The 18385-nt window shown below is 58.7% G+C and carries 30 protein-coding genes; 26 read left to right on the top strand and 4 right to left on the bottom strand.

All coding sequences use genetic code 11. The annotated features are described in order from the left end of the window. Window positions 1-243: 243 nt before the first annotated feature. From QWI20_RS06955 to QWI20_RS06940, 4 genes are all read right to left on the bottom strand, one after another. A complete protein-coding gene (locus QWI20_RS06955) occupies window positions 244-426 on the bottom strand; it encodes a hypothetical protein (RefSeq protein ID WP_369304815.1) in 183 nt (60 codons plus the stop codon). A 3-nt stretch (window positions 427-429) separates the two neighbouring features. After that, window positions 430-741 carry a hypothetical protein gene (locus QWI20_RS06950; RefSeq protein ID WP_369304814.1) on the bottom strand — a complete coding sequence of 104 codons (312 nt, stop codon included), beginning with the start codon at window positions 739-741 and terminating at the stop codon, window positions 430-432. Window positions 742-1383: 642 nt separating this feature from the next. Continuing rightward, a complete protein-coding gene (locus tag QWI20_RS06945) occupies window positions 1384-1635 on the bottom strand; it encodes a DUF1654 domain-containing protein (protein WP_369304813.1) in 252 nt (83 codons plus the stop codon). A gap of 154 nt (window positions 1636-1789) precedes the next feature. Next, window positions 1790-2443: a LexA family transcriptional regulator gene (locus QWI20_RS06940; RefSeq protein WP_074893364.1), complete on the bottom strand. Its 654-nt coding sequence runs from the start codon at window positions 2441-2443 to the stop codon at window positions 1790-1792. 87 nt (window positions 2444-2530) lie between these two features. Between QWI20_RS06940 and QWI20_RS06935 the strand changes: the two genes are divergently transcribed. The 26 genes from QWI20_RS06935 to QWI20_RS06810 all read left to right on the top strand — a co-directional run bounded on the left by QWI20_RS06935 (window position 2531) and on the right by QWI20_RS06810 (window position 18335). Next, the gene (locus QWI20_RS06935; protein WP_369304812.1) at window positions 2531-2746 is read left to right on the top strand and encodes a YdaS family helix-turn-helix protein; all 216 of its coding nucleotides are present in this window, start codon (window positions 2531-2533) and stop codon (window positions 2744-2746) included. An 89-nt stretch (window positions 2747-2835) separates the two neighbouring features. After that, complete coding sequence (locus QWI20_RS06930; RefSeq protein ID WP_369304811.1) at window positions 2836-3258, top strand: phage regulatory CII family protein; 423 nt, start codon at window positions 2836-2838, stop codon at window positions 3256-3258. A gap of 131 nt (window positions 3259-3389) precedes the next feature. Further along, a complete protein-coding gene (locus QWI20_RS06925) occupies window positions 3390-4082 on the top strand; it encodes a phage antirepressor KilAC domain-containing protein (RefSeq protein WP_369304810.1) in 693 nt (230 codons plus the stop codon). A 1-nt stretch (window position 4083) separates the two neighbouring features. Further along, entirely contained in the window at window positions 4084-5046 is a 963-nt protein-coding gene (locus QWI20_RS06920) for a phage replication protein (protein ID WP_369304809.1), read from the top strand. Next, window positions 5033-5827 (top strand): hypothetical protein, encoded by a 795-nt coding sequence (locus QWI20_RS06915; protein ID WP_369304808.1) that lies wholly within the window; start codon window positions 5033-5035, stop codon window positions 5825-5827. Before QWI20_RS06920 ends, QWI20_RS06915 begins: the two co-directional genes overlap by 14 nt. Continuing rightward, on the top strand, window positions 5827-6339 hold the full coding sequence (locus QWI20_RS06910; RefSeq protein ID WP_369304807.1) for a hypothetical protein: 513 nt from the start codon (window positions 5827-5829) through the stop codon (window positions 6337-6339). The genes QWI20_RS06915 and QWI20_RS06910 overlap by 1 nt, the downstream gene beginning before the upstream one ends. Then, entirely contained in the window at window positions 6336-6560 is a 225-nt protein-coding gene (locus tag QWI20_RS06905) for a DUF3310 domain-containing protein (RefSeq protein WP_369304806.1), read from the top strand. The genes QWI20_RS06910 and QWI20_RS06905 overlap by 4 nt, the downstream gene beginning before the upstream one ends. A 106-nt stretch (window positions 6561-6666) precedes the next feature. Next, complete coding sequence (locus tag QWI20_RS06900; RefSeq protein WP_192131167.1) at window positions 6667-6966, top strand: nuclease domain-containing protein; 300 nt, start codon at window positions 6667-6669, stop codon at window positions 6964-6966. Beyond that, the gene (locus tag QWI20_RS06895; RefSeq protein ID WP_369304805.1) at window positions 6963-7283 is read left to right on the top strand and encodes a hypothetical protein; all 321 of its coding nucleotides are present in this window, start codon (window positions 6963-6965) and stop codon (window positions 7281-7283) included. The genes QWI20_RS06900 and QWI20_RS06895 overlap by 4 nt, the downstream gene beginning before the upstream one ends. 106 nt (window positions 7284-7389) lie before the next feature. Then, entirely contained in the window at window positions 7390-7806 is a 417-nt protein-coding gene (locus tag QWI20_RS06890; protein WP_369304804.1) for a VRR-NUC domain-containing protein, read from the top strand. Beyond that, window positions 7803-7961, top strand: a complete 159-nt coding sequence (locus tag QWI20_RS06885) for a hypothetical protein (RefSeq protein WP_369304803.1) — start codon at window positions 7803-7805, stop codon at window positions 7959-7961. The genes QWI20_RS06890 and QWI20_RS06885 overlap by 4 nt, the downstream gene beginning before the upstream one ends. Further along, complete coding sequence (locus tag QWI20_RS06880) at window positions 7958-9250, top strand: tyrosine-type recombinase/integrase (protein WP_369304802.1); 1293 nt, start codon at window positions 7958-7960, stop codon at window positions 9248-9250. Before QWI20_RS06885 ends, QWI20_RS06880 begins: the two co-directional genes overlap by 4 nt. Before the next feature lie 5 nt (window positions 9251-9255). Then, the gene (locus tag QWI20_RS06875; RefSeq protein WP_369304801.1) at window positions 9256-9576 is read left to right on the top strand and encodes a hypothetical protein; all 321 of its coding nucleotides are present in this window, start codon (window positions 9256-9258) and stop codon (window positions 9574-9576) included. 2 nt (window positions 9577-9578) lie between these two features. Next, window positions 9579-9962, top strand: a complete 384-nt coding sequence (locus tag QWI20_RS06870) for an antitermination protein Q (protein ID WP_369304800.1) — start codon at window positions 9579-9581, stop codon at window positions 9960-9962. A gap of 144 nt (window positions 9963-10106) precedes the next feature. Then, window positions 10107-10340 (top strand): hypothetical protein, encoded by a 234-nt coding sequence (locus tag QWI20_RS06865; RefSeq protein WP_369304799.1) that lies wholly within the window; start codon window positions 10107-10109, stop codon window positions 10338-10340. A 128-nt stretch (window positions 10341-10468) separates the two neighbouring features. Beyond that, window positions 10469-10792, top strand: coding sequence for a phage holin, lambda family (locus tag QWI20_RS06860; RefSeq protein ID WP_080336554.1), 324 nt, complete (start codon window positions 10469-10471; stop codon window positions 10790-10792). Next, window positions 10789-11175, top strand: coding sequence for a hypothetical protein (locus tag QWI20_RS06855; RefSeq protein WP_369304798.1), 387 nt, complete (start codon window positions 10789-10791; stop codon window positions 11173-11175). The genes QWI20_RS06860 and QWI20_RS06855 overlap by 4 nt, the downstream gene beginning before the upstream one ends. Window positions 11176-11512: 337 nt before the next feature. Then, window positions 11513-11725 (top strand): hypothetical protein, encoded by a 213-nt coding sequence (locus tag QWI20_RS06850; protein WP_369304797.1) that lies wholly within the window; start codon window positions 11513-11515, stop codon window positions 11723-11725. Window positions 11726-11801: 76 nt separating this feature from the next. Further along, window positions 11802-11981 carry a hypothetical protein gene (locus QWI20_RS06845; protein ID WP_369304795.1) on the top strand — a complete coding sequence of 60 codons (180 nt, stop codon included), beginning with the start codon at window positions 11802-11804 and terminating at the stop codon, window positions 11979-11981. Continuing rightward, entirely contained in the window at window positions 11972-12373 is a 402-nt protein-coding gene (locus QWI20_RS06840; protein ID WP_369304794.1) for an HNH endonuclease, read from the top strand. The genes QWI20_RS06845 and QWI20_RS06840 overlap by 10 nt, the downstream gene beginning before the upstream one ends. A gap of 161 nt (window positions 12374-12534) precedes the next feature. Beyond that, the gene (locus QWI20_RS06835; RefSeq protein ID WP_369304793.1) at window positions 12535-13020 is read left to right on the top strand and encodes a phage terminase small subunit P27 family; all 486 of its coding nucleotides are present in this window, start codon (window positions 12535-12537) and stop codon (window positions 13018-13020) included. Next, window positions 13020-14747 (top strand): terminase large subunit, encoded by a 1728-nt coding sequence (locus QWI20_RS06830; RefSeq protein WP_369304792.1) that lies wholly within the window; start codon window positions 13020-13022, stop codon window positions 14745-14747. Before QWI20_RS06835 ends, QWI20_RS06830 begins: the two co-directional genes overlap by 1 nt. Continuing rightward, on the top strand, window positions 14744-14908 hold the full coding sequence (locus QWI20_RS06825; RefSeq protein WP_163023144.1) for a hypothetical protein: 165 nt from the start codon (window positions 14744-14746) through the stop codon (window positions 14906-14908). The genes QWI20_RS06830 and QWI20_RS06825 overlap by 4 nt, the downstream gene beginning before the upstream one ends. Then, window positions 14901-16202 (top strand): phage portal protein, encoded by a 1302-nt coding sequence (locus tag QWI20_RS06820; RefSeq protein WP_369304791.1) that lies wholly within the window; start codon window positions 14901-14903, stop codon window positions 16200-16202. The genes QWI20_RS06825 and QWI20_RS06820 overlap by 8 nt, the downstream gene beginning before the upstream one ends. 2 nt (window positions 16203-16204) lie before the next feature. Beyond that, window positions 16205-17068 (top strand): head maturation protease, ClpP-related, encoded by an 864-nt coding sequence (locus QWI20_RS06815; protein ID WP_369304790.1) that lies wholly within the window; start codon window positions 16205-16207, stop codon window positions 17066-17068. Window positions 17069-17138: 70 nt separating this feature from the next. Continuing rightward, on the top strand, window positions 17139-18335 hold the full coding sequence (locus QWI20_RS06810; protein WP_369304789.1) for a phage major capsid protein: 1197 nt from the start codon (window positions 17139-17141) through the stop codon (window positions 18333-18335). The last annotated feature ends 50 nt before the right edge of the window (window positions 18336-18385 follow it).

The raw sequence follows: 18385 nt of genomic DNA, 5'->3' as shown, positions 1-18385 counted from the left end.
CGCAGTGTCATCCGCATCGGGGAGTGATCGAAACACCAGGGCGCAACCCCTGCTTGTTTCCCGCCGCGTTTTTGGTATTGGCCGTCTCGCTTGTACCGGCCCAGGACATTCACGGGGCTTTGCGATCCTAGCGTTGCAGCCCGCTCGGGCACGCCTCGATCACTCTCCGATGCGCCCTGGTCAGCGTTCAAGCGTTCCAGGGTATCGGGCAGTTTTCGTCAGGCTGACGCTGGCGCTGGTTGTCTATCTGCCGACTGCTTCCAGTTCGGCGTGACTGTCTTGCAGGCGCTGGATCAGCTTCAGCCTTTCAATTCCTGTCAGGTGCCGCGCTGCTTGAAAAAGCCCCTCGGCCAGGTCGCCGTCGAACTTCATCGAGCCCGCGGCGTGTTCCAGCTCAAGCGTGATGTGCTTGGGTATCTGATCCATCGATCAGATAAACGCTGTGAGCGTCTTGGAGCCGTCAGGGTGGACGGTGGTCAGCTGCATTGCAGGGCCGTTGTGCGAGACGTGGCCTTGTCGGATGATTTGAGCTGAGCGGGTAAACCGCTCGTTGTGGTTCTCGTCGCCATCAGGCAGGTGAGTCGTGCAGGTCAGCGTCGAACAGTCTTCGCCGTTTGGCCCTTCACCATCGTGGGCGATATCGAAACTGGCGATCATCGCGATACCGTGTTCGCGGGTAATTGCGATGATCTGCTGCATCAGCGGGCTGATCTGCTCGTCGTAGATCTCTTCTTTGTTCACGGTGTCACCTCCGGTTGATTTCCCGTCTAGCCCTGTTGCCAAGGCCAATCGGTGAAATCCCGGCCTCGCTACTGGCGACAGGCCGGGGTAAAGCGTCCGCGGTGTGGTTACATCTGGTTCCTAATCCCCGCTTACTGATTGCAGGTTTCGGCATCGTGGGTTGGCGGCGGGCTTCCCTGTTCACGTCAGCTCGATCAGCGTTGCTGGCGTGGTCATCGGGTACTTACAACATGCGACGTGAAGCCCTGTGCCCGTTTGGTTTGAGGCACATCGCATGAGGTCCGGCACTCCTCATAGCCGAAGCTCGGAGCGCTAATTCAGTTCGATATTTCTCCCTTCTGCCGCTGGGATTCGCGGTTTGCATTGCTTGCCCGGGTCATTCGCGCAGTTCTGACGTTTTGTCATCGATCAGCCGTCCAGGGTTTTCCCTGGCGTTGGCAGGCTTTCCTCGTTCACCTGTCTGATCGCCGGTCGCCGGTAGAGGCAATGCGGTCTGTTGCTTTGTTGCGGCTGATTGTTAAAGAGCGTAGCCGGTTATGTGTCGGCATGGGCAAAATATAGGGAAACACATACTCTCTGTCAATGGGCATTCCCATAATATTTTTGTCTCGCCAATAAAAAGCCCGCTTGTGCGGGCTTAATTCACAGGTCGATGTACCTCTTCCATCCTAAACGGACGCAGCCTGGCTCAAGGCGCTCTACCGTTATTCCGTACGTCTCATCAAGCTCCTGGAGTACCTGCTCCCAGGCTTCGGGCGTCTCGTCTTCGCGCCTGGTGATGCTTACGGCTTGCCGTTTCTGCACATTCGGGTCCGACACCAACCGCTGAATCCTGCGGCCTACTTGCTCATATGACGTCGGGGCAAATGTGATGCTGGCGGTGCTCAGGGTCATGTCATCCTCCATGTTATTGCTGTACGTATAGACAGTATTGGATCTGTATAAAAACGGCAATAAAAAGGAGTACATTTGTTCTCTTTGCTTCTGTCTCCAAAAAAAAGCCCGCGCGGGGCGGGCTGATTTTTATCTCCTGCTTGAGGAGTTGCGCTTAAAGCCGAGCGCTCATTTGCACCGCAACACCGATTATCCGGCAGTTTTCATCGCACTCAACCATCTTGTACGCAGGGTTCAGCGGCTTTAAATAACGAACGCCGCCATCCTCAACAAGCTTTTTGAAGGTGGCCTCGTTGCTGGCGGGAAGCTTGGCAATAACCAGCTTTCCGGGCTTAACGTCTGCTTCCGTGTCAACCAGGATCATCATCCCCTCCGGCACGCTGACACCGGCCGGAGCGGTCATTGAGTCCCCTTTGACCTCAAGCCAGAAGGCAGGTCCTTTGGAGTCGTAGTCAGATGTTTCATAGCGGTCTGAGAAGCCATCTGGGTAGGGCTGAACCGCTTCCTCCCACGATCCAGCAGAAACCCAGCTAATAACGGGATACCGGAAAAGCATCTCGGGTTGGACAACGTCCTTAACGTTCGATGGCTCGGCAGCTTCCACCACCATAGGCCCCGCCCCGCTTTCGATCCAGATAGCAGAAACCCCACACGCTTTTGCGATGGATGCGTTGTAAGACGACCGCTGCGATCTTCCTCTCTCAAGATCCGAAATGGACGCTTGATCGATACCCACGAGTTTCGCGAGCTGCGCTTGGGTAAGTCCTGCATGCCGACGGGCGGCCTTGATTCGGTCTTTGTATTCCATCTGCCGATTATTACTGGCGCACCCATATCGTTGCAAAGTGGTATGCCTATGTTTTACGATATGGGTATTCACATACGGAGGGGCAGCATGAATACCATTTTCAAGGACCTCGTTGCCCACTTCGGCACACAAGAGGTCACGGCCGAAAAGCTGAGAGTCGATCAAAGCACTGTTTCCGGTTGGGTTCGGGGCAAGCACGGCATGTCTCCTGTCATTGCCAAGCGGGCTGAAGACCTGACTGGAGGCGCTTTCAAGAAAGAGTCCCTCTGTCCCGCTTTTCCATGGGCCGAAATGGTGGCCTGAGCAGGCGTCCCATGTCGTTCTGTTCCATGGGAAACATTTTGATACGCGTGCTGGCACGCTGCCACTGAAACAAATCTGAGGTTTTACGAATGGAAGATTTCTTGCGCGCCTGCCACACCACGGTCAAGGAAAGCGGAGCCGAAGAGCTGGCCGGAAAGATGTGTCTTGCCCACGTGAGCCTGCTACAGCGCTCCAACCCGGATAACGCCGCGCATCACCTGACCATCGAGCATCTGTTTGGGATTCTGCTTCACACCCAGGACATGCGTCCTCTGATGGCGCTCGCTGCTGGGTTCGGCTTTGACCTCGTTGCGAAGGAGCAGCCTGCGGCGATTGATGTTCACCAGGCGCTGGGGCACGTAACCCTGGAGATTTCCGAAGTGACTGTCGAGACGCACCGCGCAATGGCTGACGGTCGCGTTGATCAGGTCGAGCGGGCGCGAATCATGCGCGAGATCGCTGAGGCAGAGAAGGCGCTGCACGTTCTCAAGGTCTCGATCAAGGCGGCCTAAATCGCAGGCAATAAAAAAGCCGGTGGCTAGACCGGCTTCTTCAACAACACTTGTGAGGTCCGATTATGCACACCACGAACACCCAGAGCAATAGGGCCACTGATTCGTCAGTTTTCCCAATGAGGCAGAACATGACGCGTCAGTCCATGTCGTCGCGTGAGATATCGGACCTGCTCAATTCTCGTCACGACAAGGTCAAGCAATCTATCGAACGCCTTGTCCAGCGAGGCACGATCGTCCAACCCCCACTGGGGGACGAACAGATCAAAGACTCTTTGGGCCGTCCGCGCACCGAATCCGTTTACCACTTGTGCAAGCGTGACAGCTTCGTAGTCGTGGCACAGCTCAGCCCTGAATTCACCGCTCGGCTGGTTGACCGCTGGCAGGAGCTGGAGGGCCAAGCGGCTGGCGTCCATCGGATACCGGCGGATTACGCAGAGGCCTTGCAGCTGGCGGCGGATCAAGCCCGTGAGAACAGCCGTCTCTTGGGCGTGATTCAGCTTCAGGCGCCGAAGGTCGCCGCTATTCAACGTCTTGCAGCCGCAGAGGGCGCGATCTGCATCACCGACGCGGCAAAGCACCTCGGGCTCACGCCCTCCAAGCTTTTCGACTGGCTCCAGGCGAACCGCTGGATCTATCGCCGCGGTGGTTCCACACGTTGGATCGCTATGCAGCCCCGAATCCGCTCCGGCTTCCTCAAGCACAAGGTGACAGCCCTCAAGCCCGATACTGAGACCGGGATCGAACGTGCTGCCTTCCAGCCATTGGTAACCCCCAAAGGCCTGACTCGCCTGGCTGAAATCTTACAAAGCGAGAAGGGCTGACATGCAGTTCACAGTGACCGTAAACCAGGTGAAGGCTTTGGAATGGGGGCTGAACTCCCAGCAAGCCCTTTTGTTTGCATTCGTCTATGGCTGCCCGAGCTGGGCCAAGCCGGTGAAGACTGATACCGGTATTTTCTTTGCCCTCAGCAAGGCCAAAATCGTCGAGGAGCTGCCGTTGCTCACCGACAAACCAGACACCGCTTACAGGATGCTCAAGGCCCTGGACGAGGCAGGACTCATTGAGCTCTCCAGCACTTCCAACATCACGTTGTTCCGCCTGACCGAAAAAGGCACCGAGTGGAACAGGAAGCTTGATGGGTCGGAAAAATATCCGACCCAAGAACGAGCGAAGGGTCGGAAAAATATCCGAGCTACCTCGGACAAATCTCCGAGCAAGGTCGGAAAAAAATCCGAGCAAGGGTCGGAAAAATCTCCGACAAATCAGGATACCAATAATCAGGATACCAATCAGGGTACCAGTCAGGGTTTGCAACTCGCCCCGGCTGCGCCGTCGCAAGCCGCCACTTTTACTCTGATTTCCAACGAGGCACCTCGCTGCGTAATTCCTGATGACATGCCAGGGCCGAAAGATCAGGCCTGCAAAACTTTCAAGGCTTGGGCGAACTACGCCATGGCCTACCGCAAGCGCCACAACGCCTGGCCGGTATGGAACGCGAAGGTTGCAAAGCAGGTATCTCTGCTGGTGGACCGGCTGGGCATCGATGTTGCTCATCATGTGTCCGCATTCTTCCTGAGCATCAACGATGCCCGCGTCGTGGGGAACATGCACAGCATCGGCGACCTACTGGCCAAGGCCGAGTCCTACCACACGCAGTGGACGACCAATCGCCAAATGAACGCGACCACGGCGCGCCAGATCGAGCAGACCCAAGCGAACATCAACGCCGCGCAACAGGCTGCCGAGAATATCCGCCAAGGAGGTCGCCGTAATGCTTTCCTATGACGAAATCGCCGAACTGTCAGGGGCAATCTGCGCCACTGCTGAGGCGATGGGCCAGACGATCAGCGCCGCCGGTGCCCAAGTCATTGCCGAGGATCTGGCCGGTTATGAGGCTGCGGTGATTATCGCCGCGCTTCGGGCCTGCCGACGCGAGCCGAGTGGGAAGCTTTGTCTCGGCATGGTGTTGAGGAACATACACGCCGCTGACGGCCGCCCGGGCAAAGATGAGGCCTGGTCGATAGCCCTTTCGGCGAGTGATGAGTACGAGACCGTCGTACTGACCGCTGAAATCCGCCAAGCCATGTCTGCCTCAACACCGATTCTGCAAGCTGGCGACAAGGTAGGCGCGCGCATGGCCTTCATGAGCGCTTACGAGCGCCTCGTCGCATTTGCCCGCGCCGAAGATCGCCCAGCTAAATGGGAAGTGTCGCTGGGCTATGACTCGGCCCGTCGCATGGTCGCCATTGAGTCCGCCGTACGCTCCCAGCTCATCAACCATGAGACTGGCAGCAAATACCTTGCTGACCTGCGCATTGCGCCCATCACCGAGGAAGGCCAAGCCATTGCGGGTCTGCTCACCGGCACTCAGCCGACTCATGTTGCCCCGCATGTTCGCGCCAAGCTCGACGAAGTCCGTCAGATTCTCAAAGAGAGCAAGCGGGTGAAAGACCGCGATCGCCTGAAGCAAGCGCAGCGTCGCCGAGTAGATAGCTACCTGCGCAAGCGCCATGCCCGGGCCGCTCTAAACGAACTCAAGATTGCCGCCGGCCAGGAGCGTTTCTGATGGCCTTTACCCATTCCCGAATCCAACAGCTCCTTGCCGGCCAGTCCTCCACCGCCCGGAAGATCTTCGAGCACGTGCCCATCCAGCAACCGTGGAGCGCCCACGACATTCACTGCGCGGCTTTGGCAGCCAACGCCACTTCCGTTGCTGTGCACGCGGTGCGGCGCGCGCTTGGCGAGTTAAAGGACGCCGGGATAATCCGCGAGCCGGTGGGCAGCAAGTTTCAGCGCGACGCCGTAACCACAAAATTAAGGATTGAAAAGCCCATGCCGAAGCCTGCTTACGAAGCCGTCGTTCCACTCAAGAAGGCGGATGTCCAAGCGCTGGATGCGCTGGTGGGGCTCTCCGCAGAAGTCGTCAGTCTGGCCGACGATATCGGCGCGCGCCTGAAAGGACTTGCGTCACGCATCGAGGAGGTTGCCCTGTCGGTTGAAGTCGAGCGCGATACCAACGCCGAGGCGCTGGGCAAGCTCAAGCAGCTCCAGATCTTGCTGCAGGGGATCGCACAGTGAGCGCGCTCAATATCCAAGTGTCCGGTGACCACTACAAGTCGCTGAAGATTCAGCCCATTGAATTCATCCACGCCAACGGCATCCCCTTTGCCGAGGGCAGCGTCATCAAGTATGTGACGCGCTGGCGTACCAAGGGAGGTATCGCCGATCTGGAAAAGGCCAAGCACTTCATCGAGCTGCTGATCGAACTCGAGCAAAAAGAGCAGGGGCTCGTCGAATGAAGACTTTTCATGCGCTGGTCCGCGTCTTGTGCTGCGCCGTGTTGCTGATGGAGTTCGGCTATTCGCACCAGGTGCGCTCGATCGAGTTCCAGTTCGGGGGTGGCTTGTGAGGGTCATCAGCAAAAAGCTGCGCGAGTCTGCCCGCGACCAGACCTGCACGTTGCGTCTGGATGGCTGCCAGTACGACCAAGGTGTGGTGCTGGCCCACCTCCCGTGCGGACAGAAAGGCATAGGGATGAAGGGGCCTGACGTAATCGCCTGCTTTGCCTGTGACCATTGCCACTCGGTCATCGACTCACGCATTCGCGGCGAATACACCGGGGCCGATCTTCTGCGCGCCCTGGCCGAAACTCAAATGTACTGGCTTGAGAAGGGCCTGATAACTGTTAAGGGTGCAGCCGCATGAAAACCAAACTGCTTTCCGCTTTCGTGAGTCTTGCGTTCAGTTTGGCCCTGCTGTCTGGGATCTATGAGCTGCACCAATTCGCCTTCTACGTAACGCTGGTGATGAACGTCATCGCCTGGGCACTGCTGCTAGCCGGGCAGGTTAAAGACGAAGTCGCATCGAACATTCGGCGCTATCCATGGATCAGCCTTCCATCCTCAATCCTATCGCTGTATGCGCTGATTTTTACCGGGCACACGGTCCTTGCAGCCTCCAGCTTCATGCTCACATCTTTGTTGCTTGCCGTGTCGTTCGCCAAACAGGCGGCCAAGTCATGACATGGTCCCAACTGAAAACTCTGTTGAATAACTCCACGGTGATCAGCTCGGGTCGGGACAGCTTTGCTTTCACCCCGGCCCGCGGCTCAGCGAAAGGCGCGAGCAAATGAGGCTATTCAAGGCTTCGTCCACCCGCGCCAAGCCGGTCGACCGCGAAGGACTGGAGCAGGCCGCTCTGATCAAGGAACTCGAACTGCGCCTGCCGGCCGTGGCCGCGTTGATCTATCACGTCCCTAATGGCGGCCACCGACACAAGCTCGTCGCCATCAAGCTGAAAGGGCAGGGCGTCAAAGCGGGCGTGCCCGATCTGGTGCTGCCGATGGCGCGCGGCGGTTACTTCGGGCTTTACCTCGAGTTCAAGGCGACGGCGCCGAACGACGCAGCGGTATCGGCCAGCCAGCACGCGTGGATCCGCCGGCTGAATGATCAGGGGTATCTGGCGATGGTGTGCCGTGGCCACTTCGACGCGATGGAGCAGATCCGCGCTTACCTCAAACTTCCCCAAACGGTGGCCGCGGCATGAGCACGGGTGAGTCGATTGTATATCTGGTGATCATCACTGCATGGGTGTGCGGCATCGCGGTCGCCAAGGGCTTCTGGCTGACGCTCGGCTGCGTGACGTTCCCTCCTATGGCCTGGGTCGTGCTGGCGCAGCATCTGATGGGGTTGGCTTCATGAGCAAGACCCGCGCTGTCAAGCTCAGCGATGCCGAGATCCGCCGGCAGTCGGCCGACGTCGCCGTGCACGACCTGCGCGACCCGCGTCACCCGGGCCTGTATCTGCGCTTCGGCAAAGATCGGCAGCGCGGCTCCTGGTATCTGGTCAAAGGCAAGGCGTGGAAGCACCTGGCGCGCTGGCCTGAACTGAGTGCGGCCGTGATGGTTGCGGAGTTGCCTGCGCTCCGTCAGCGCCTGCTTCACGATCCAGAAGCCGCCGTAGCGGTGGGGCAGTTCGCGACTTGCGGTCAACTGATCGACTGGTACGGCGAACGCATGAGCGTTGATCGATCGCTTTCGGCGAAGCGCAAGGCCGGCGCCAAGTCGGCCATCAAGTGTCACCTCAAGCCCAGGCTTGAGCACGTACCCCTGCGTGACCTGACCGCCGCCGTGCTGGACCGGGAGCTGATGTGGCCATGCCAGCAAGAGCTGTCGTTGTCGTACGTGCACCAGTTGTTCGTGCTGCTGGTGGTAGCGTTCCTGCAGGCCTCGAAGCTGGGCCTGATCGATAAAAACCCGATGGCCGAGATGATGTTCGTGGACTTCACGAAGGCTCGAATCATGCCCAAGCCTGCCCGGTTGCGCGGCGGGCACTTGGCGGCGGTGGTGCCCATGCTGGCCGGCCTGTTCGAGAGCCAGCCCGACGAGTCCATGTTGGCGCTGATGATGCTGTGCCACGGCACCCGAGTCGGTGAAACCAGAATGGCGCGCTGGTCAGACATCTCCATCCCGGACGGCGAGTGGTTCATTCCCGCCGAGAACACCAAGACCCGGACTGAGCACCGCGTGCCGTTGACCGCTCAGGCCAAGGCGCTGCTGACCCGGTACAGGGCCATCCAGCTGGCTCGTGGTTACGAGGGCATTTACCTGTTCCCGTCACGTCGCGGCCGTGTGCTGAGCGAAGGGCAGGCGAGCGCCGTGTTTACCCGCATCGGCCAAGGTGAGTGGACCAGTCACGACCTGCGCAAGGTTGCCCGCACAGCGTGGACTGACCTCGGCATCGACGGGCACATCGGCGAGATGCTGCTCAACCACTCGCTGGGCAAGATCGCGAGCACCTACATCAACACGCAAGCCCGGGCACAGCGTCTGGCGGCGTTGGAGAAGTGGCACAACTGGTTAGATGAGCGCGGCCTTAACGCGATTCACAACCTGACAGACGCCCAATTTGAAGATTCGAAAAACCCCGCGCAAGCCACGAACGGCGGGGGCTGCGAGCCTGTTTCCAACATTGTGAATGGCGAGGTTTAAAAACGATGAAAAAGCAACATGGCCCCGCCTTCAAGGCTCAGCAGATCGAGCTGGCGCAGTGCCCTACCTGCAAGGGCAGAACCGTAGTGAGAGGCGTTTTCCATGACTTGGCCTGTGTCCAGTGCAACGCGTCCGGCTGGGTAGACGCTCAGACCGGTGATGCTCTTCCGCTTGAGTTGCTGGTCACTGCATTGGGCTCGATGCTTCATCAGGCAATGCGGAACCTGGAGCTTTCCCGCCGCATAGAACTCCTTTCCGGGCCTGCGGCTATCTACCAACAGAACAACCGCCGCGGTGCCGGTGGATCGAATTACACAGGGGATTGACCATGATGACTCGCAACACGCTGCACCGCCCGCTGGGTGAAACTGAAAACATGCTTGAGCAGTGGGGCTACTGGAGGATGGATGGTATGGGTGTGCCCAGCTACGCGTCGCCCACGCTCGCCCTGATGCGGGATGCCATGCCTATGCCCGGTAAGTCGTATGTGATCACCGACGAGCTTGCCGGGCTAGTGGACGCGGCCGTAGCTGGCCTGTGTAACCGTCACCAGCAGATGGGCGACATGGTCTGGTTCTACTACGGCGCGAAGTGGCCAGCGATCCGTGTCGGTCGCCATTTCGCTATGAGCGAAGGCAAGGCCCGCGAGCTCATCAAGGCCGGTGCGGCCTGGGTGGATTGCTATTTGGAGGGAGTTCGAGCGGCAGCGTGAAAAAAGAGTTGTCCATATGGAATAGCTCTGTTTTCATGGCACGGTGTTCAGCTGTTCCAGCGCGGCACCAGTAGGTCTTAAGTACCAGTGCTACGACGAGTCCCTCTATAGTCGTATACACGTTAATATGTCTAAGGAAGATTTATGGTAAACGGATATGTAATTGAACAAGTCTGGCGGTTGCGTTGTGATGGCAAACTTCAAAGTGGCGAGTATCGCACTAAGGAAGAAGCTGAAATAGAGGCTAAGGCAAGACCCCGCTGTGCCCCCTTAGAAAAGCCAACTCAAGAGAACACGCCGCTAACCAATCCAGATGGTGTCGTTGAGCTAGAGAGCGCCGGTAAGCCAGAGAAAAAAAAGCGCAGGTTAGTAATTTAAATCCGGTTAAATACTTGAAGCAGTATTCACCGTTAAAAATATTCCCCTTTGAATAAAGGGGTGCAATAAGAGGCTCGCCACATTGGCGGGCCTTTTTCGTTTATAGAACCCGAAAGGGCCAAGACCGGATGCGCACTATGCCCGATAAGCCAGACACCTGGGCCAAGCTCTGGATGGCCCTTTCAAATCCACTATGGCAGGGCGCGATCATGGCCATCATCGTCTCTCTACTGCGCATCCTTTACGACGCGAAAGAAACCAGCAAACGCCGGATCTTCTTTGAGGCGTTGATCTGCGGTGCGCTCAGCCTAGTGGCTTCGAGTCTGATCGAGTGGATGGCCTGGCCGCCCAGCCTGTCAGTCGCTGCCGGTGGAACGATCGGCTTCCTTGGCGTCACTGCCATTCGGGAACTGGTCACGCGGTTTATTGGCCGAAAGGTGGACATCACATGAAGGCTATCGCCGCAGCAATCATCATTGGTCTGGTGGGCTTATTGCTCGTCGGTATCCAGCAGTACCGCGTTGTCGCACTCAGCGGCGCCATGCAGCTGGAGACGAGGAGCAAGAACGAAGCTATCGCCGCCAACACCGAGAGCCAGGCCACCATCACCACGCTGCGGGCAGAAGCACAGCGCAACGCTGCCTATCTGAAGGATCTGAACCAACGGATCAAGGCCAGCGAAGACAAAGCCAAACAGGCGAGGAAAGACTTTGAAGACCTCAAGCGCAACAGCAAGCCGGTTCGTGATTGGGCTTCTCAGCCTTTGCCTGACGGCCTGCGCGGCAGAGCCAGTGGTGGTAACGAAAACGTCGGCCGTCCGAATCGAACCCCCTGAGCTGATCCCCTGTGAGCGCATTGATGCTGATGAGGCCGATCTGCGGCTGAATGGTGATGTATGGGAGCTGAAGGATCAGGCGATCAAGCTGCTCGACACGTGCGCCGATCAGGTCGATGCCCAGATTTTGCGCAGCCAGAGCAAGTAATCCCGAACCGAAGGAGATGTGTCCAAATCTGGACGCATCGGTGAGCCAATGAAAAAGTCCTGGCTCGTCTCAGTCCCCGGCTTCAAACCATTTCCCATGATTATGCAAGAAGACCACGACCACGCAGGTGCCCTGTCATTCGCGCGTTGTAAGTGGCCGACCTGCACCATTCGATAGTCGAGGTGAGCCATGCCACGTAAGAAAGCACCAGAACCAGTTGCCGAGATTGTCCAGCCTGCTGATGTCGCCCCAGTCGCAACAAGTGCAAACGAGGTAGGCCTTCTCGACCAGCGCATCACCGACGCTCTGATTGGCGCCAAAACTGGCGGGATACCACAGGGTTTTATTGTTGCGGTTCTTCAGGCGCACGCCCTGAAGGAAACCCAAGCGCTAATCGCCTAACAGGTTGGAACGGACATGGCCTGTAGTGGATGCGCCGCCCGGCGTGAGCGGATCAAGAAGTGGTCGAAGGTAGCCTATGAACGAGCAACTGATCTCTTTGCTGGAAAGAACAACGGCAGCACAGGAAGCCCAGGCGAAGGCGATGCAGATGGTAGCCGAGCGTCTCGACCTGCTGATCCAGGCGCTGGCCGAGGATGAACCTGAAGACCCCGATGCCCAACCCCTCCGATACATGGACGGCACACCATGCCGCTGAGATCGCAGAAGCCATGCAATGCCCAGGGCTGCAACACACTGACCCGCAACCCTCGGTACTGTGATGAGCACAAGGATGTGGGCAAGCAGTTCGAAGTGAAACAGCGGGAGAAGCAGCGCGAGACCAGCAGCCAGCGAGGATACAGCTACAAGTGGCAGCAGGCCCGCAAGTCATACCTGGCCAAGCACCCGCTGTGCGCTGAGTGCGAACGCCAAGGATTGGTGGTGGAGGCTACCGATCTCGACCACATCGTGCCGCACGGTGGCGACAAGGAAGCGTTCTGGGTTCGCTCTAACTGGCAGGGCCTGTGTCACCCATGCCACAGCCGCAAGACGGCGGCAGAGGACGGCGGGTGGGGCAACGCAAGGTCGTCCCGTGCCGGTAGTGCATGAACGAGATTGATTCTCGTCGAATTTCATCGAATTTAGTGCAAATGAGAAAAATTCCCATTTCTAGGGGTGGGGAGGGCCAAAAGTCTGGGACCTTTCGCTTCTAGACCGCGCCCTCAGTCGTTTTTTTACACCCGCGAAATTAAAAATTCAGGAGTTGCGCGATGGGAGGCACCGCCACGGTCGCCGGCCGTGGTCGCAAACCCAAGCCAACGGCCAAGAAAGCACTGGCCGGAAACCCGGGCAAGCGTGCGCTGAACACCGCCGAGCCCCAGTTTTCCAAGATCACCCAGATCGACCCGCCGGAGTGGTTCAGCCCTCGGGCGGCCACCATGTGGAACATGATTGTTCCGGAGCTGTTGCGCGAGAACGTCGTCGCGATCACCGATCTGCATAACGTCGAAGCCTTCTGCAGCGCCTATGACAACTGGCGCATGGCGCAGGAGTCGATCAAGGCGCACGGCATTGTGGTGACCGGCGCCACCGGTGGGCCGATGAAGAATCCAGCCCTGACCGCGGCCAACGAAACGATGCGCCAGATGGTGACGTTCGGATCAATGCTTGGCCTGGACCCGGCAAGCCGCACACGCTTGATCGGCGGCAATAAAGAAAAGGAAACCAACGAGTTCGCAAAATTACTGAGTAGCTGATGGCCAAATCCGCCCACCCTAACGTCGACAAGGCGATGGCGTGGGGTCGGTCATTGCTTCGCGGAAAGGTGCCAGCCTGCCGTTACATCCACCAAGCGGTGCAGCGCCACTTCGACGACGTGGCAGCCAGCCGCAAGCGCGGGTTCCGCTTCAAGTTTGATCCTGCGAAGGCTGAAAAAAAGCTGAAGCTGATGCAGCTCCTGCCGCACACGAAGGGGGAGTGGGCATTCAAGCGTCAGCTGATCAGTCTGGAGCCTTGGCAGCTGTTCGGCCTGGCTGTCACATTTGGCTGGGTCAAGAAGAAAGGCGGCCACCGCCGGTTCCGTGAAAGCTATTGGGAAGTGCCGCGAAAGAATGGGAAGTCCGTCGTCGCCGGCGGCGTTGGTATCAGCATGTTTGTGGCCGACGGCGAGTTCGGCGCCGAGGTGTATGCCGGCGCGACCACCGAGAAGCAGGCGTGGGAGGTTTTCCGGCCCGCGAAATTGATGGTCAGCAAGTCGCCCATGCTGATTCAAGCTGCCGGCATCGAGGTCAATGCCTCGAACATGAACATTCCGTCCGACTTCAGCCGCTTCGAGCCGCTGATCGGCGATCCCGGTGACGGTGCTTCACCGAGCTGCGCGATCGTTGACGAATACCACGAGCACCGGACCTCAGCCCAATACGACACCATGCTGACGGGTATGGGCGCACGGCGTCAGCCGCTGATGTTCATCATCACCACCGCCGGCGCCGATATCGAGGGTCCTTGCTACGACAAGCGCCGCCAGGTCGTAGAGATGCTGGCCGGGACAGTGCCAGACGAGGAGCTATTCGGCTGGATATGGACTCTCGACGAGGGGGATGACTGGACCGACCCGAAAATGCTGGCCAAGGCCAACCCGAACCATGGGGTTTCGGTATTCCAGGAGTACTTGGAAAGCCAGCAGGCGAGGGCAATCCGCTCCGCCCGCTTCGCCAACACGTTCAAAACCAAGCACCTCAACCTGTGGGTCAGTGCGAAATCCGGTTTTTTCAACATGGAAAGCTGGAAGGCCTGCGAAGACACGACGCTAACGATCGAACAATTCGAGGGCCAGGAGTGGATTGCCGGTTTCGACTTGGCGCGCAAGCTGGACATGAACTCAAGGGCGCGCCTGTTTTGGCGGGTCATCGACGGCAAGACCCACTACTACTGCATTGGTCCTAAATTTTGGGTGCCTTACGACACTGCCTACAACACCGACAACAAGCGAATGTCGGAGCGCTTCCAGGCCTGGATCAACTCGGGGCATTTGGAAGTCACCGACGGAGCGGAGATCGATTATCGCGAGATCCTCGAGGACACCAAAGAGGCCAATCATCAGGCGCCGCTCAGGGAATCGCCCATTGACCCGCACGGTGCAACCGGTCTGAGCCACGACCTAGACGATGAAGGGTTCAACCCCATCACGATCACGCAGAACTACACCAACATGTCCGACCCGATGAAGGAGCTTGAGGCCGCGATCGAGTCTGGCCGATTCCATCATGACGGCAACCCGATCATGACCTGGTGTATCGCCAACGTTATTGGCAAGAACATGCCCGGTAACGACGACGTGGTGCGTCCGATCAAGCAGGGCGACGACAACAAGATTGACGGGGCGGTGGCGCTGATCATGACGATCGGCCGCGTGCTTGTAGATGCGGCGCAGAACACCACCGAATCTTTCATGGACTCAATCCGGAATCCAATAATCGCATGAGCCTGCCATTGATGTTTTTCATCCTGACGGCGTTGGCAGGTTTCGGCCTGCTCGTCGGAGGGGTTTTTATCCTGTTCGGCATCGGATGGGCGCTCATCGCAGCGGCTGCCTCAATGTTTCTGATTTCCGGTTTCATTCAAAAAGGTCTAGCAGGTGAATAAATCTCTCTCGCTGGTCCTCGGCAGGTCTGCGGCCAAGCCGATCAGGTCGCTCGGCGACTGGACGGGAAAAGCCATCCGCCTTAGTGACGGGGGGTTCTGGGGAGCATTCCTAGGCAACCAGTCCAGCTCCGGCAAATCCGTGAATGCCGACAACGTCATGCGCCTCTCCACCGTTTGGGCCTGCGTTCGGATCATCTCCACTTCTGTCGCTGGCTTGCCACTGGGCGTATTCCGGCGCAAGGCCGATGGCGATCGCGAGGACGCGCGAGATTTCTCACTGTACGACGTGATCCACAGCAGCCCCAACGAGGACATGACTGCGTTCCAGTTCTGGCAGGCGGTGGTGTCGTCGATGCTGCTCTGGGGTAACGCGTACTGCGAAATTCACCGATCAGGCGGCCGGGTCATTGCCTTGGATTTCCTCCTGCCTTCCCGGGTGGATCTGGATGTCGATGATGACGGGCGGCTGGAGTATTGGTACCGGCCCCGCAAAGGGCCTCGCCGTCAGATCGCCCGCAGCGACATGCTGCATATCCCTGCCTTCAGCATCGATGGGCGGGTGGGAATGTCCGCGATCCGGTTCGGCTCCGAGGTCTTCGGTGCGGCAATGTCTGCCGACGACGCCGCGAACGGCACGTTCAAAAATGGCCTGCTCCCAACTGTCGCGTTCAGCGTTGACCGAGTGCTCAAGCCCGAGCAGCGTGCCGAGTTCAGGGAGTACGTGAAGACCGTCTCCGGCGCAATGAATGCTGGGAAATCGCCGGTACTTGAACAGGGCGTAAAGGCTGAAACCATCGGCATCAATCCGGTGGATGCACAGCTGCTTGAGTCGCGCGGGCACAGCATCGAGGAGATCTGCCGCTGGTTCGGCGTCCCGCCGTGGATGGTAGGTAAAACAGACGCCGGCAGTAATTGGGGAACCGGTCTTGAGCAGCAGATGATCGCCTTCCTGACCTTCTGCATCAGCTCAATCACGAGCCAGATTCAGCAGTGCGTCAACAAGCGCCTGCTTACGCCGGTCGACCGGCGAACCTACTACACCGAGTTTTCGCTGGAGGCCTTTTTGAAAGCCGACAGTGCGGGCCGTGCGGAGTGGTACAGCAAGATGACCCAAAACGGGATCATGACCCGTGACGAATGCCGCGTTAAGGAGAACCTCCCACGCCACGGCGGCAACGCGTCGGTGCTCACCGTTCAGACCAACCTCGCGCCAATCGACAAGCTTGGCCAGTCCACCGACGGGCAAGCCGCTCAAAACGCTTTGAAAAACTGGCTCGGCCAGGCCCAGGAGTAACCATGCCACTGAATGTAAACGCTCGCAGTTTCAACTGCGAGCTGAGCCCGCGCGCGCTTGATTTGTGGAATCCGGATCTGCGCGCGGCGCTGGAAGCCGGCACCGATACGATCACCATGTACGGCATCATCGGTGAAGACTGGTACGGGGATGGCGTCACGCTCAAGCGCGTCGACGCTGCATTGCGCTCCATCGGCGACAAACCGGTCACCGTCTATATCAACTCGCCTGGCGGTGACATGTTCGAGGGGATCGCGATCTACAACCGACTGCTCGAGCACTCCCAAGAGGTGACGGTCAAGGTCCTGGGCTTGGCCGCTTCGGCCGCGTCGGTCATTGCGATGGCTGGCGCCAAACGCGAAGTCGCCAAGACGGCGTTCCTCATGATTCATAACTGCTGGACCTACTTCGCCGGGAACCGCCACGCCATCCGCGAGCTTGCGGACACGATGGAAGAGTTCGACCGCGCGATGATCAGCCTGTACGCAGAGACCAGCGGCCAGGATGAGTCCGCGGTGGAGAAGATGCTCGACGCGGAGACCTACATGAACGGCTCGAACGCCGTTGAGAAGGGTTTCGCCACCGGCCTGATCTCGGCATCCGAAGTTGAACAAGCCCCGAGCGAAGAAGCAAATCAGGCCCACTCGGCCCGCAAGCTCGACGCTGCGCTCGCCAAATCAGGGATGCCGCGCAGCGAGCGCCGCAAGCTCATCTCAGAAATCAAGACCAGCACGTCTAGCGCTGCTGGCGGCGACACGCTTCGCGCTGTCGTGCCGGGCAAGCCTAGCGCTGCCCTTGATGTATCCGCGTTTGAAGAAACCGCAAATCAGGCGTCGGCACTTCGGGGGCTCATCCCCGCCTGCTGATCGACTGGCGCTGCAACCCATTTGATAACCGCCCTAGAGGCGGTTTTTTCATTTCTGAAAGGACAAAATCATGGCTGTAGATCTTTCTGCAATTGAAGCTTCCCAAAAGCAAACCCAAGCCGACCTGAAGGCCGTCGGCGACCAGATCAAGACCTATGCCGAGCGCACCGAGAAGGAAATCAAAGCCTCCGGTGAAATGCAGGCAGAGACCCGTGGCAAGGTGGACGAGCTGCTGCTGAAGCAGGGCGAGCTTCAGGCTCGCATGCAGGACGCTGAGCAAAAGCTGGTCAATGCCAATAAGCGTCATGAGCCGGACGTTCAGCAGTCTGCCGGTCAGCTCGTCGCCGCGAAAATGGCAGAAGAAGGCGTCAATAGCTCTTTCCGCGGCGCCCGCCGTGTGACCGTGCCGCGAGCCGCAATCACTTCCGTTCCAACCTCCGGCGGCGCGCTGGTGCAGACCGAGCGAGTAGGCATCGTTCTCGCGCCGCAGCGCCGCTTGACCATTCGCGACCTGGTTGCGCCTGGCACCACCGACAGCAACGCTATCGAGTACGTGCGTGAAACCGGCTTCACCAATAACGCCGCCATCGTTGGCGAGGGGCTGGCCAAGCCCTACAGCGACCTGAAATTCGAGTTGCAGAACGCCAACGTGCGAACCATCGCACACCTGTTCAAAGGCAGCCGCCAGATTCTGGACGACGCTTCGGCGTTGCAGAGCTACATCGACGCCCGAGCTCGCTACGGCCTGTTGATGGCCGAGGAAGCGCAGCTGCTGTACGGCAACGGCACGGGCAACAACGTGAAAGGGATCATCCCCCAAGCGCAGATTTACGCAGCGCCTGCTGGTATCCAAGTGCAGGCGATTCAGCGTATCGACCGCATCCGTCTGGCCCTGCTGCAGGCGCAGCTGGCCGAGTTTCCGTCCACCGGTATCGTGCTGAACCCGATCGACTGGGCGGCCATCGAGCTGCTCAAGGACGGTGAAGGTCGCTACATCATTGGCAAGCCGCAAGAAGGCACCGCGGCGCGCTTGTGGAACCTGCCGGTCGTTGAAACCCAGGCCATTGTTCAAGACCAGTTCCTGGTGGGCGCATTCAGCTTGGCTGCGCAGATCTTTGACCGGATGGGTATCGAAGTGCTGGTCTCGACTGAGAACGCCGATGACTTCGAGAAAAACATGGTGACCATCCGCGCTGAAGAGCGCTTGGCCTTCTCTGTGTACCGCCCTGAAGCCTTCGTGACCGGTCCTCTGACCCCGGCCGCCTAACCTTCCCACAGAGCGCCGCCCCCGGGCGGCCTCGCTGATTCAGGAGAGAT

The organism is Pseudomonas sp. W2-17 (genome assembly GCF_041060445.1).
Lineage (GTDB): Bacteria > Pseudomonadota > Gammaproteobacteria > Pseudomonadales > Pseudomonadaceae > Aquipseudomonas.
The sequence above is the reverse complement of the archived record's forward strand: the minus strand, read 5'-3'. Positions and strand labels throughout refer to the sequence as shown.